We start from the raw sequence: 12,836 nt of genomic DNA on the forward strand, positions 1-12,836 counted from the left end.
CTGGCCGTATGACAGTTCCGGTTCGTTTCGCAGATTTGCTAACAAAAGAACGCCGCGCCCGGCTGCGCGCGGAACGCTTGTATGAGCAGTTGCGCCAAGAACTGAAAGCCGCGAATGAACAGCTGCGCGGTCATGCCTTTGCACTGTCCGAACAGATCATGGTGCAGCGGCACGAACTGGATATGGTGCGCAAACACGCTGTTGCGCTGAAAGATGTGAACGAAAAGGCGGCGCAGGACCTTCAGGTCGCCAATTCCGAAGTGGACCTTGCGAATCTGCGCTTGCGCGAAGCGATCGAAACCATGCCGGATGGGTTCGCCGTATTCAATTCGGACCAATGCCTTGTCATGGCCAATCAGGCTTATCTGGGTGTGTTCCATGACTTTCCTGAAGTTGAACACGGCATACGCTACCAGCGCATTCTTGAAATCTGCGCCTATGAAGGGCTGGTGCTGCTAGAGGGGGAAGACCCGGAAATCTGGGTGGACACCATGCTGGCGCGGTGGGCGGGCAAGCATATTTCCCCGCGGGAACTGCATTTCACCAACGGGATGAGCGTGCGCTTGATGGATCGGCGTGTGCCCAATGGCGACTATGTCTCGCTTGTGCGCAACATTACCGAAGCCTTGCGCTACCAGGCAGAGTTGATAGAGGCGCAGGAACGCGCCGAAGCGGCAGCGCAGGCCAAATCCGCCTTCCTTGCCAATATGAGCCACGAAATCCGCACGCCCATGAACGGTGTTGTGGGCATGGCCGACCTGCTTGCGGAAACCCATCTGGACAGCGAACAGCGCATGTTCACCGACACCATCCGCTCTAGCGGGCAAGCGCTGGTCACCATTATCAACGACATTCTCGATTTCTCGAAAATGGATGCGGGGCGCATGGAACTGCATCCCGAACCATTCGATTTGGAAAAGACCATTCACGAGGTGCTGACCCTGCTTGCACCCTCTGCCCGTGCCAAAGGGATAGAGCTGATCCTTGACTACGATATGTTCCTTGCACGCAATTTGGTGGCTGATCCGGGGCGCTTGCGCCAAGTGCTGACCAACTTGGTGGGCAACGCGGTGAAATTCACCGATACCGGCTATGTGCTGGTGCGCGCCGTCGGTGTCGGGGTTTCGGCCGAAGGGCATGTCGTGCATCTGACGGTCGAGGATACCGGCATCGGGATCGCGCCGGAAAACCAAGAACATGTTTTTGCGGAATTCCGGCAGGTTGAAGAAGCGGCCAATCGCCGGTTCGAGGGGACCGGGCTGGGCCTTGCGATCACACGGCGCATCATTTCCCTGATGGGGGGCAAGATGTGGGTGGAATCGGAATTGGGTGTGGGGTCGTGCTTTGGCGTGTCGCTGGCCTTGCCGGGTGCAGATGTTCAAGCGGCGCCGTCTGCCTTGCCCAAACGCATTGCGCGGGCCTTGCTTGTTAGCGACCATCTAATCAGCCGTGGCATCATAGAACGGCAGCTACACGCCGCGCAGGTCAAGACCATGACCGCCACACAGGCGCAAACCGCTACAAAACTGGCCCGGCAGTTCGCCCCCGATCTTGTTGTTTTGGATCACGACCTGTCAGAGGCAGACGCGGTCACGGTGCTGGCAGCCTTGCGGCAGGTTCTGCCAACATGTCCCGTGGTTTTGTTATGTGCCAGTGTAGCAGACGCGACGCAGCTTGCGGCCCAGAACACAAATCTGGCCACCCTGTCGAAACCGCTTCTGTGGCGCGATCTGTGTTCCGTGTTGGAACGGTTGAACGACCATGCGCCCCCCTTGGGCGAACCGCCGGACAAGACCAAAGGTCCGCCCGCGGTGTCACACCGCAAGCTTCGCGTGCTATATGCGGAAGATAACGCCACGAACCGCCTTGTGTTTGGCAAGATGGTGCGTGACCTGCCTTTGGACCTTACCTATGCGGAAAACGGGCGCGAAGCGGTGGAATGCGTCATGCACTCGCCACCGGATCTGATTTTCATGGATATATCCATGCCCGAAATGGACGGGCGCGAGGCGACGCGCCGGATACGGCAACTGAAAGGCGGGCAGGACATTCCGATCATTGCCTTGACCGCCCATGCCCTGCGAGATGAGATTGACAAGATCATGGCCGCTGGCATGAATGCGACATTGACCAAACCGCTGCGCAAAGCCGTTCTGCTCGACGCCTTGCAAACCCATGCGCCGCAAGGTGTCGCGCTATCGGCAAAGCCGGAATAATCAAACCCTGCCGTAACCTGCGATCAGACGGCCGAACTGTGCCCGGTCTTTTCCATCGAATAAGAATCGAACATGGTCGCGATCATGCGCGTCAAGGGCCGTCCCTCTGGCGGGATGCGCAGCGTGTCAGCATCCCGGACCACGAATTGCCCGAATTTCAGGGCCACCTTGTCGAACAGCGCCTGAACCTCTGCGGCGGGCGCACCGAAATTCTTGACAAGCTCTGTCAGCGACACCCGAAAGTCGCACATAAGCGCCTCTATTGCACGTCCACGCCAGATGTCTTCTGGCGTAAAGACATGGCCGCGCACGGTTGAAAACTCACCAGCCTGAACGGATTTCTTCCACGTTGCCGTCGCCGGAGCGTTCTGCGTGTAGCCCTGCGGAAAGCGAGAGATCGACGACGCCCCCAACCCGATCAGAACCGGCGCAAGATCGTCGGTATAGCCTTGGAAATTGCGCCGCAGCAGCCCGGCTTTCGCGGCCTTGGCCATACTGTCATGCGGGCGGGCGAAATGGTCGATCCCGATTTCGTCATAGCCATCCCACATGAACAGGCGGCGGGCGGTATCGAACAGGTCCAACCGCTCTTCGGGGCGCGGCAGGGTGTCGGAGGGGATCATCTGCTGGCGCCGCGCCATCCACGGCACATGCGCATAGCCATAGAGGGCCACGCGGTCTGGGCTAAGTGTCAGCAGTTTTTGAACCGAGTCGGCAATCCGTTTCGGCGTCTGATGCGGCAGGCCATACAGAATATCGGCGTTCAGGCTTGCAATGCCGCGCGCACGGATCGCATCGACCGTGTTCTTCGTGATCTCGAAACTTTGGTCGCGCCCGATAACCGACTGAATTTCAGCATCGAAATCTTGCACCCCGATAGAGGCGCGGGTCATCCCGGCTTCGGCAAGGGCATCCAGCCGGGCACCGTCAATTTCATTCGGGTCAATCTCTACCGAGAATTCGCCGCCCTCGGCCAAGGGCGCGATGTCAAATACCAGCCCGGCAATGCTGCGCATTTCATCTGGTGGCAACATCGTGGGCGTCCCGCCGCCCCAGTGCAGACGTGACAGAGTCACCCCCTCGGGCAGCACGCGGCGCAACATCTCCAGTTCTGCCTTAAGTGTTTGCGCATAGGCGATCACGGGCGCATCGGAACTGGTGCCTTGCGTGCGGCAGGCGCAAAACCAGCACAGTCTGCGGCAGAAAGGCACATGCAGATATAACGAAACCTGCGAACCGGGGGCGATTTGCGACACCCAATCCGCAAAGGTTTGACCCGTCAAACCGGGGCTAAATTGGGGCGCGGTGGGGTAACTCGTATACCGCGGCACACGTGCGTCAAACAAACCAAGCTTTGAAAGTTGCGAAACATGTTTCATGTGTCTAGAGTACACGACACTACTGGCAGTTCCTTGATACAGATCAATCCTGATGACACGCGCCTCGACGACAATCAAAACCTTCAATCAGGATTGTGCGGATTGCCCGATACGGCACCGCGCCGTGTGCGCGCGCTGTGAATCTGACGAGTTGGAGCAGCTAGAGCAGATCAAGTATTACCGAAGCTTCGAGGCTGGTCAGGCCGTTGTCTGGGCTGGTGACAGCATGGATTTCGTCGCCTCTGTTGTGACCGGCATTGCGACCTTGTCCCAAACGATGGAAGACGGTCGCCGCCAGATGGTCGGGCTGCTGTTGCCATCGGATTTCATTGGCCGTCCGGGGCGCGCGACATCGGCCTATGACGTGACCGCTGCGACCGATACGGTCATGTGCTGTTTCCGCAAGAAACCGTTTGAAGACATGATGTTGCGCACGCCCCATATCGGCCAGCGTTTGTTGGAAATGACGCTGGACGAACTGGATGCCGCGCGCGAATGGATGCTGCTTCTGGGCCGCAAGACTGCGCGTGAGAAGATTGCCAGCCTGCTAACGATCATCGCGCGGCGTGACGCATCCTTGCAACTTAGCGCCGCTGATGGGGCGCTAAGTTTCGACCTGCCGCTGACGCGCGAAGCGATGTCCGAATATCTGGGCCTGACGCTGGAAACTGTCAGCCGCCAGATGTCGAGCCTGCGCAAGGAAGGTCTGATTGTGACCGAGGGCAAGCGCCACATCACCATCCCAGATTTCGACCGCCTGCTGGAAGAAACCGGCGATGATTCGGACGGTGGTTTCCTGATGTGACCGCAACCGCCGGTGCCGTAAACCTGACGTGTCGCGGCCCTATTCGCGGCACATTCAGTCGGCAACCTGTCGTTGAGTGACAGCGCAGCGTAGGGGTTCGGCGTGTTCGATTGGGACAAGGATCAGGAAGACCTGGTCGGTATTGGCAACAAACCACCCGCTGTAGGCACGCAGTCCCGCCAGTCAGGGCTGCGCAGCAAGCTGGGCTTTGGCCTGTTGGGCGCAGTGATTGTGCTGGGCTTTGCCTATGAAAAGGACATGCTTTTGCAAACGCGCGCTGGGTCAACCTTTGCGCTGGGCATGTTCGGCCAGGCGGCCTCGGCCCCGTTGCAAGATGCCTTGCCAGAGGGGCTTTTGGCCTATGACAATGCACAGGCGCGCCGGTATCTGCGCGGTTTGCGGCTGGCGGATACGGCCACGCTGCACGGATACGCCGCGCGCTTGCAGTCAGATCTGGTGCAAGCCGACCCGCTATTGGCCCCGTTCTTGCGCGATGCCAAAACCCTTGTCCTGTCGGAACTGGCGCAGCGGGGCGGCTGACGCGCGCCGCGCTTGTCAGTGCATCATGAAGATCGGTGTTGTGGTGTCGGCCAGCAAGCTGCGCGTGGTGCCGCCCAGAATTGCCTGACGCAACCGAGAATGGCTGTAGGCGCCCATAACCAGCAGATCACCCGCTTTGTCGCGCATGTGGCGTTGAAGCGTATGTGCAATGCCCGCGCCTGCGCTGGCAATGACGGCGACCTCTGCCTTGACCCCTTGCCGCGCAAGCATCGTGGTCAGCAATCCGCCGGGGTCCGAGCGTTCCTGACCATGCGCCGGGGGGTCTATGACCACGACATTGACCAAATCCGCGGCAATCATCAGCGGCATGGCTGCGCGCGCGGCATGCAGCGCCTCTTCGCTCTGGTTCCATGCCAGCACGATCCGGCGGAATTCCGGCAGGGGATGCAGGCTTTGCGGCAAGACGATGACGGCGGCACTGCCGTCGAACAAAGCGGCTTCGGTGACCAGTTCATCTTGTGGTCCGCGCCCGGCACCATAAGGGCAAGGCAGCAACACAAGGTCCGAGAACCGCGATTTCAGCCCGACATAAGACCCGATCGCGCCCACTGGCACGACGGCATCTTCGGTGCTCCAGCGAATGGGCAACCCGTTCAGCTTTTCGCGCACTTTGTCGCGCAACATTTCGGCTTGGGTTTGCAACTGTTCCAGCGTTTCCTGAAAGACCACGGTGGGTGCCCCGGCAAATAGCCCGGTCGGTTGTGCCGAATCGACTGCAAGACAGCACACTTCCAGATGCGCGTCCGAGCGTTGCGCCATCGTGCTCGTCGCATCCAGAAATTCGTCCAGCCCTGTCGTTGTTGTCACGAAGCTGATGATTGACTTGTAGGCCATAGGTCCATTCCTGCTAGTTCCGAGGCCAATATCGCAGGAACACGCGTCGTCTACCTTGATCCGTCGCAGATGATCACGATTAATTTCTTGACCTAGGTCAAGGTCGCTATGCGTGACCCGTGACAAAAGGCATCATCCAAAAATGTGTTTCCTGACGTTAGATCGGGGGCGCGAACAGAAAAAAGGGACGCAGATTATGTTGGGATACATAAAGCTCGCCGTTCTGGGCCTGGCAGTAATTATTGCCGCAGTGGCCGCAGGACTGGCACGCGACCTGTCATACCAGATCCACGCTTTGATCTTTATGGTATCGGCAGCCATCGCATTCTTCTGGCTGATCCGTCGTGTGGGCGAACCCGCACCGGTGGTCGACCCGAACACCTATATGGACGGGCCGGTGCGCTACGGCGTGATCGCGACCGCCTTTTGGGGTGTGGTGGGCTTTTTGGTAGGCGTGGTTATCGCATTCCAGCTTGCGTTCCCGTATCTGAATTTCGAATGGGCCCAAGGCTTCCTGAATTTTGGCCGTCTGCGTCCGCTGCACACCTCTGCGGTGATTTTTGCGTTCGGGGGCAACGCGCTGATCGCAACGGCGTTCTATGTCGTGCAGCGTACATCGGCAGCGCGGCTGTGGGGCGGTAGCCTCGCATGGTTTGTGTTCTGGGGGTATCAGGTGTTTATCCTGCTGGCCGCGACCGGCTATGTCACCGGGTCTACCCAAGGCAATGAATATGCCGAACCCGAATGGTTGGCTGACCTGTGGCTGACAATCGTCTGGGTCGCGTTCTTGGCCATTTACATGGGCACGCTCATCAAGCGGCGCGAGCCGCATATCTATGTGGCCAACTGGTTCTACCTTGCCTTCATCGTGACCGTGGCAATGCTGCACCTTATCAACAACGTGCAGATCCCTGTGTCGTTCCTTGGCTCGACCTCTATCCCGGTCTGGTCGGGGGTGCAGTCGGCCATGATCCAGTGGTGGTATGGCCACAACGCGGTGGGCTTCTTCCTGACGGCAGGCTTCTTGGGCATGATGTATTACTTCATCCCCAAGCAGGCAGAGCGCCCGGTTTATAGCTACAAGCTGTCGATCATGCACTTCTGGGCGCTGATCTTCCTGTATATCTGGGCGGGTCCGCACCACCTGCATTACACGGCACTTCCCGACTGGGCGCAGACTCTGGGCATGACCTTTTCCATCATGCTGTGGATGCCAAGCTGGGGCGGCATGATTAACGGTCTGATGACGCTGTCGGGCGCATGGGACAAGCTGCGCACCGACCCGATCATCCGCATGATGGTTGTGGCCGTGGGTTTCTACGGTATGGCCACGTTCGAAGGGCCGATGATGTCCATCAAGGCCGTGAACAGCCTGTCGCATTACACCGACTGGACCATTGGCCATGTGCATTCCGGCGCGCTGGGCTGGAACGGCATGATTACTTTCGGCGCACTTTACTATCTGGTGCCAAAGCTGTGGCAGCGCGAAGGGCTGTATAGCCTGCGTCTGGTCAGCTGGCACTTCTGGTTGGCAACCATCGGCATCGTGCTTTATGCGGCGTCCATGTGGGTGACCGGCATCATGGAAGGCCTGATGTGGCGCGAAGTCGATGCGCAGGGTTTCCTCGTGAACTCTTTCGCAGACACGGTTGCCGCGAAATTCCCGATGTATGTGGTGCGTGGCTTGGGCGGAACGCTGTTCCTCGCCGGTGCGATCATCATGTGCTACAACCTGTGGAAAACTGTGACCAGCACGGCAGAGCGCAAGCCTGCCACTGCTGGCTCCGCAGTGCCCGCTGAATAACGAAAGGGCACGGAAATGGGACTTCTTGACAAACACGGCGCGATTGAACGCCACGCCACGCTGTTGCTGGTTCTCAGCTTCCTGGTGGTCAGCATTGGCGGGATCGTGCAGATCGTGCCCCTGTTCTACCTCGACAACACCATCGAAAAGGTAGAGGGAATGCGCCCCTATTCGCCGCTGGAAATCGCAGGACGCGAGATCTACCGGCGCGAGGGGTGCTATGTCTGCCACAGCCAGATGGTGCGCCCCATGCGCGACGAGGTGGAACGCTACGGCCATTACAGCCTTGCGGCTGAATCGATGTATGACCACCCGTTCCAGTGGGGGTCCAAGCGGACCGGGCCGGACTTGGCGCGCGTCGGCGGCCGCTACTCCGACGATTGGCATGTGCAGCACATGATTAAACCGCAAAGCGTTGTGCCGGAATCGATCATGCCATCCTACGGCTACATGATGAACCGCGAACTGGACCGTTCGGATGCCGAGAAGGTAAAAGACATCATGGGCGTCTACCGCATGCTGGGCCATCCTTACACGGATGAGATGATGGATGCGGCTGTCGATGACTTTTTCGCGCAGGTCGATCCATGGGGTGACCCGGTTGCCGATCGCTACCCCGGCGCGCAGCAGCGCAATTTCGACGGGCAGGAAGCTGTCACCGAAATGGATGCCATGATCGCCTACTTGCAAATGCTGGGCACGCTTGTCGATTTCGACACCTTCGTTCCCGACGCATCACGCTGACGACAGGAGGAAACGCAATGGAAACCTATACCCTGCTGCGTGCCTTCGCCGATAGCTGGCACCTGCTGTTCATGTTCTGCTTCTTCATCGGGGTGTTCGTCTACATCCTGCGCCCCGGTGGAAAGAAGGTCCATCGGGACACGGCGAACATGATTTTCCGCAACGATGACAAGCCTGCCGCGCCGGATAACCGCCAGCGGCACGCCGGTCACGCCGATTTGAGAGAGGCCGAGTGATGGCTGACAATTCAAAAAAGAGCGCCAACCACCAAAAGGGCGACCCGAATACCACCGGCCATAGCTGGGACGGGATCGAGGAATTTGACAACCCGATGCCCCGCTGGTGGGTCTGGATCTTCATCCTGTGTGTGATCTGGTCCTTTGGCTACTGGGTTGCCTTTCCGGCATGGCCAGGCATAAGCAAGGCGACCAGCGGTGTGCTGGGGTATTCGTCGCGCGGGGATGTGGCCGATGAGATTGCCCAATTCGAATCGCGCCATGACGCGCTGTTCGCGCAGATTCTGGAAACTGAACCTGCCGATCTGGCCGATAACGAAGACCTGCACCGCTTTGCCGTGAACGCTGGCGCATCGGTCTTTGCGGCGCAGTGTTCGCAGTGCCACGGTGCCGGTGGTGCCGGCGTTCAGGCCGGCGGCTTCCCGAACCTGCTGGATGACGACTGGCTTTGGGGCGGCACGAAAGACGATATCGTGCAGACCGTGGCCTACGGTATTCGCAACGAAGATTACCCAGATGCGCGCTATTCGGAAATGCCCGCCTTTGGGCGTGACGAATTGCTGAGTGAAGAGGAAATCCAGCAAGCCACGCATTTCGTGCTGTCTTTGTCGGGCTCGGATCATGACGCCGAACTGGCAAGCGCCGGGGCGGAAGTCTATGATTACAACTGTTCGTCCTGCCACGGGGTCGAAGGCAATGGCGATCCTTTCATGGGTGCCCCCGCGCTGAACGACCAGATCTGGCTCTATGGTGGTTCGGAAGAAACCATCTACGAATCGATCTACTCGTCACGTTTCGGCGTTATGCCGGGTTTTGACGGTCGCTTGCGCGAAGCCGAAATCCGCGCTGTTGCGGCCTATGTCCACCAATTGGGCGGCGGCGAGTAACCTGCAATTCGGTAGCAACATCTGGCCCGGCCTGCCTTGCAGGCCGGGTTTTCCATGCGCCATTCAGCGGGGTTTGCCCGGTGTTATCAGCCGCACATGATCGGCTTTGTGGTTGACCCGGCTGTTGGGCGGTGTCGCGCCCATTGGCCTTGGGGCTACGCGCGTGGCGGTTTCCAACCGGCTGGCGACGAACAGCATATTTGCATGAATATCTAACATAGAAGCCTCCGGGGTTGCGTGCTGCATGCCTAAATTTGTATGGTTTAAGCGAGAAATGCGACTCTGGAATTCATACAATATGAAAGCTGAGCTTACATGATGGATTGGCGCGACATGCCCCCGCTTTCCGCGTTGCGTGCGTTTTCTGCCGTCGCCGAATCCGGGTCTGTGGTCGCCGCCGCCGCACGGTTGGGGGTGACCCATGCGGCGATCAGCCAACAGATCAGAGTTTTGGAAAAGGCGCTGGATCTGCCCTTGGTCAGCCGCGCTGGCCGCAAGATAGAGCTGACCGAGGATGGCCGCCAACTTGCGCACGGGCTGGGGCTGGGGTTTGCCGAAATCTTGCGCAGCGTCAGCGCCCTGACCGAAGCGCAGCGCACGCGCCCGCTGCAAGTGACCACAACCGCGATGTTCGCCAGCACATGGCTGGTGCCGCGGCTAGGCTCTTTCCGGATGGCCAATCCGGGTGTCGATCTTGTGCTGGACCCGTCGCCTGTGCTGCGTCCGCTGGAACCGGGCGGCTTCGATGTTGCGATTCGCCACGGCACCGGCGATTTTCCCGGCCTCGACGCCCGCAAGCTGATGGACGCGCCGCTTGTCGTCGTGGCCGCGCCCGATTTGCTGAACGGTCCGCTGGATGGCGGTCCCGACGCTTTGGCCGGGCTGCCATGGCTGAGCGAGTTGGAGCAGAACGAGGCGTCGTTATTCCTGTCGCGTCAGGGGGTTGCCAAGGCGCTGAGCGGTGGGGTCATCCACCTGCCCGGAAATCTGGTGCTGGATGCGGCCCGCAATGGCTACGGGCTGGCAGTGGTAACCGAAGTTCTGGTCGCCGCCGATATCGCCAGCGGAAACCTGCGGGTGGTTCTGCGTGACCAGACGGACCGGGGGTATTACCTTGTAACGCGGCCCGGCGTGCAGCGCCCGGCTTTGCGCGCCTTTTGCCGTTGGTTGACTGCCGAAGCCAAACGCGAACCGGGACTGAATGCCGCAGCGCTAGGGGTTTGATCTGGGTCAATGCAACAGCCATGTAGGGGCGGTATGGAAATCATAGGCTTGCTACAGGCTTGCCGCGCCGGTCTCTGTTTTCCTGTTCGCGCGTGTTACCGGAGACCGGCGCTATCATGCCTAGCCTGACCCACCCCCAGTTTCGAAAACTTGAATGCTGCCTGCGGCTTTTGACGTAGGTCAAGGACGTATGTGTATGCGCGTGACAAAAGCACAGCAAGCCACAGCCAGGAGCCAAGCGTGAGTTCGTCAGATCAAAGCCCCCCGTCGCTTTATGCCAAACGCGAGCCGATTTTTCCGCGCCGTGTGAAGGGCAATTTCCGCACCATGAAATGGTGGCTTCTGGCGGGTATGCTGGGGCTGTATTACCTGTTGCCATGGATACGTTGGGACCGTGGCCCGGAAATGCCGGACCAAGCCGTGTTGCTGGACCTGCAAGGCCGGCGGTTTTTCTTCTTCATGATCGAAATCTGGCCGCACGAATTTTACTTTGTGGCGGGTCTGCTTATCATGGCGGGGATCGGGCTGTTCCTGTTCACCTCTGCCCTTGGCCGGGTGTGGTGCGGCTATGCCTGCCCGCAAACCGTCTGGACCGACTTGTTCATTCTGGTCGAGCGCTGGGTTGAAGGCGACCGCAACGCGCGCCTGCGCCTGCACCGCAAGGGCTGGGATTTCGAGAAAATCCGCAAATATGGGCTGAAATGGGCGCTATGGTTCCTGATCGGCATGGCGACCGGCGGTGCATGGGTCTTCTACTTTGCCGATGCGCCGACGCTGGCGGTCAATCTTGTCACGGGGGAAGCCCCGATGATCGCCTATATCACCATCCTGATCCTGACGATGACCACCTTCCTGTTTGGCGGGTTCTTCCGCGAGCAGATCTGCATCTATGCCTGCCCATGGCCGCGCATTCAGGCCGCGATGATGGACGAGGACACGCTGACCATCGACTATCGCGACTGGCGCGGCGAACCGCGCGGCAAGCACCGCAAGGCCGAAGGGGCCGAGCAGTTGGGCGATTGCATCGACTGCATGGCTTGCGTCAACGTGTGCCCCATGGGCATCGACATCCGCGATGGTCAGCAAATGGCCTGTATCACCTGTGGCCTGTGCATTGATGCCTGCGACGAGGTGATGGACCGTATCGGCAAACCGCGCGGGTTGATCGGTTACATGGCGCTGTCCGACCATGAAAACGAGCGCGCGGGCAAAGCGCCCAAATCGGTCTGGAAACATGTCTTTCGCGCGCGCACAATCGTCTACACGGCGATCTGGTCGGCGGTGGGCATTGGCCTGATAGTGGCCCTGTTCATCCGCGCCGATCTGGATATGAGCGTGTCGCCCGTGCGCAACCCGACCCATATCGTGTTGTCCGATGGCACGGTGCGGAACATCTATGATGTGCGCTTGCGCAACATGGCCAATGAAGAACGCGAATTCGTGCTGTCGATTACGGAAAACCCCGATTTGCGCCTGTCGCTGGAAGGGGAGGCCGCAACCAGCGTCACGTTGGCCCCTGATGAGATGGCGCAGGTCCGTGTTTATCTGGAAGCGCCAAATGGCACGCCCTCGGCGCTTGAGGCGCGCAGCACGGTGCGACTTTGGGCCACTATTGCCGGAACGCAAGACAGGGTTTATTCAGAAACTGTGTTTAACGGGAGAGGTCAATGACCAAGGATAACGACGCCAAGGGCTTTCGCATGACGGGGCCGAAGGTGCTGGCCATTATGGTAACAGCATTCGGGACGATCATTGCCGTGAACTTGACCTTGGCCTATTCTGCGGTCAGCACCTTTCCGGGGCTGGAGGTACAGAATTCCTACATCGCCAGCCAAAATTTCAACGAAGATCTTTCGGCCCAACAAGCCTTGGGTTGGGATGTGTCGGCGGATGTTTCAGGAAACGAGTTGATCTTGAAGATCACCGGCCCCGATGGATCGCCCGCGCAAGTGGCCACGCTTGACGCGCTTCTTGGCGCGGCAACCCATGTACGCGATGACCAGCGCCCCGAATTCGTGTTTCTGGACGGGGCGTTCCGCGCGCCCGTGGATATTGCGCCGGGCAACTGGAATATTCGCCTGCGGGCAACGGCGGCGGATGGCACATTGTTTCAGCAGCGCGTCGTGCTGCATGTGGATGGGTAACG

13 protein-coding genes are annotated in these 12,836 nt (G+C 59.4%); 10 read left to right on the top strand and 3 right to left on the bottom strand.

Features of this window, described 5'->3' with window-relative positions; genetic code table 11:
- Positions 1-8: 8 nt before the first annotated feature.
- Complete coding sequence (locus AWT76_RS00810; protein ID WP_072244282.1) at positions 9-2,216, top strand: hybrid sensor histidine kinase/response regulator; 2,208 nt, start codon at positions 9-11, stop codon at positions 2,214-2,216.
- 23 nt (positions 2,217-2,239) lie between these two features.
- Here the strand turns inward: AWT76_RS00810 and hemN are convergent, their stop codons facing one another.
- A complete protein-coding gene (hemN, locus tag AWT76_RS00815; protein ID WP_072244283.1) occupies positions 2,240-3,595 on the bottom strand; it encodes an oxygen-independent coproporphyrinogen III oxidase in 1,356 nt (451 codons plus the stop codon).
- Between the two features lie 52 nt (positions 3,596-3,647).
- On the opposite strand from hemN, the gene fnrL reads away from it, so the two are divergent.
- Both fnrL and AWT76_RS00825 read left to right on the top strand, forming a co-directional pair.
- Positions 3,648-4,400, top strand: coding sequence for a transcriptional regulator FnrL (fnrL, locus tag AWT76_RS00820; protein WP_072244284.1), 753 nt, complete (start codon positions 3,648-3,650; stop codon positions 4,398-4,400).
- Between the two features lie 102 nt (positions 4,401-4,502).
- The gene (locus AWT76_RS00825; protein ID WP_072244285.1) at positions 4,503-4,940 is read left to right on the top strand and encodes a hypothetical protein; all 438 of its coding nucleotides are present in this window, start codon (positions 4,503-4,505) and stop codon (positions 4,938-4,940) included.
- A gap of 15 nt (positions 4,941-4,955) precedes the next feature.
- On the opposite strand, the gene AWT76_RS00830 is transcribed toward AWT76_RS00825, so the two are convergent.
- Positions 4,956-5,795: a universal stress protein gene (locus AWT76_RS00830; protein ID WP_072244286.1), complete on the bottom strand. Its 840-nt coding sequence runs from the start codon at positions 5,793-5,795 to the stop codon at positions 4,956-4,958.
- Positions 5,796-5,991: 196 nt separating this feature from the next.
- Between AWT76_RS00830 and ccoN the strand changes: the two genes are divergently transcribed.
- From ccoN to ccoP, 4 genes are read left to right on the top strand one after another with little or no spacing between them, the layout of a single operon-like run.
- Positions 5,992-7,599 (top strand): cytochrome-c oxidase, cbb3-type subunit I, encoded by a 1,608-nt coding sequence (ccoN, locus tag AWT76_RS00835; protein ID WP_072244287.1) that lies wholly within the window; start codon positions 5,992-5,994, stop codon positions 7,597-7,599.
- Between the two features lie 15 nt (positions 7,600-7,614).
- Positions 7,615-8,343 (top strand): cytochrome-c oxidase, cbb3-type subunit II, encoded by a 729-nt coding sequence (ccoO, locus tag AWT76_RS00840; protein ID WP_072244288.1) that lies wholly within the window; start codon positions 7,615-7,617, stop codon positions 8,341-8,343.
- Positions 8,344-8,360: 17 nt separating this feature from the next.
- On the top strand, positions 8,361-8,579 hold the full coding sequence (locus AWT76_RS00845) for a cbb3-type cytochrome c oxidase subunit 3 (protein ID WP_072244289.1): 219 nt from the start codon (positions 8,361-8,363) through the stop codon (positions 8,577-8,579).
- The gene (gene ccoP, locus AWT76_RS00850; protein ID WP_072244290.1) at positions 8,579-9,466 is read left to right on the top strand and encodes a cytochrome-c oxidase, cbb3-type subunit III; all 888 of its coding nucleotides are present in this window, start codon (positions 8,579-8,581) and stop codon (positions 9,464-9,466) included. Before AWT76_RS00845 ends, ccoP begins: the two co-directional genes overlap by 1 nt.
- Before the next feature lie 63 nt (positions 9,467-9,529).
- Here ccoP and AWT76_RS16805 read toward each other — a convergent pair whose 3' ends face one another.
- Positions 9,530-9,685 (bottom strand): hypothetical protein, encoded by a 156-nt coding sequence (locus AWT76_RS16805; RefSeq protein ID WP_176699300.1) that lies wholly within the window; start codon positions 9,683-9,685, stop codon positions 9,530-9,532.
- 114 nt (positions 9,686-9,799) lie between these two features.
- Between AWT76_RS16805 and AWT76_RS00855 the strand changes: the two genes are divergently transcribed.
- The 3 genes from AWT76_RS00855 to AWT76_RS00865 all read left to right on the top strand — a co-directional run bounded on the left by AWT76_RS00855 (position 9,800) and on the right by AWT76_RS00865 (position 12,834).
- Positions 9,800-10,690, top strand: coding sequence for a LysR family transcriptional regulator (locus AWT76_RS00855; RefSeq protein WP_245638739.1), 891 nt, complete (start codon positions 9,800-9,802; stop codon positions 10,688-10,690).
- 240 nt (positions 10,691-10,930) lie between these two features.
- Positions 10,931-12,361: a cytochrome c oxidase accessory protein CcoG gene (gene ccoG / locus AWT76_RS00860; RefSeq protein WP_072244291.1), complete on the top strand. Its 1,431-nt coding sequence runs from the start codon at positions 10,931-10,933 to the stop codon at positions 12,359-12,361.
- Complete coding sequence (locus AWT76_RS00865; protein WP_072244292.1) at positions 12,358-12,834, top strand: FixH family protein; 477 nt, start codon at positions 12,358-12,360, stop codon at positions 12,832-12,834. The genes ccoG and AWT76_RS00865 overlap by 4 nt, the downstream gene beginning before the upstream one ends.
- Positions 12,835-12,836 lie beyond the last annotated feature (2 nt).

This window comes from Roseibaca calidilacus (assembly GCF_001517585.1).
Taxonomy (GTDB): domain Bacteria; phylum Pseudomonadota; class Alphaproteobacteria; order Rhodobacterales; family Rhodobacteraceae; genus Roseinatronobacter; species Roseinatronobacter calidilacus.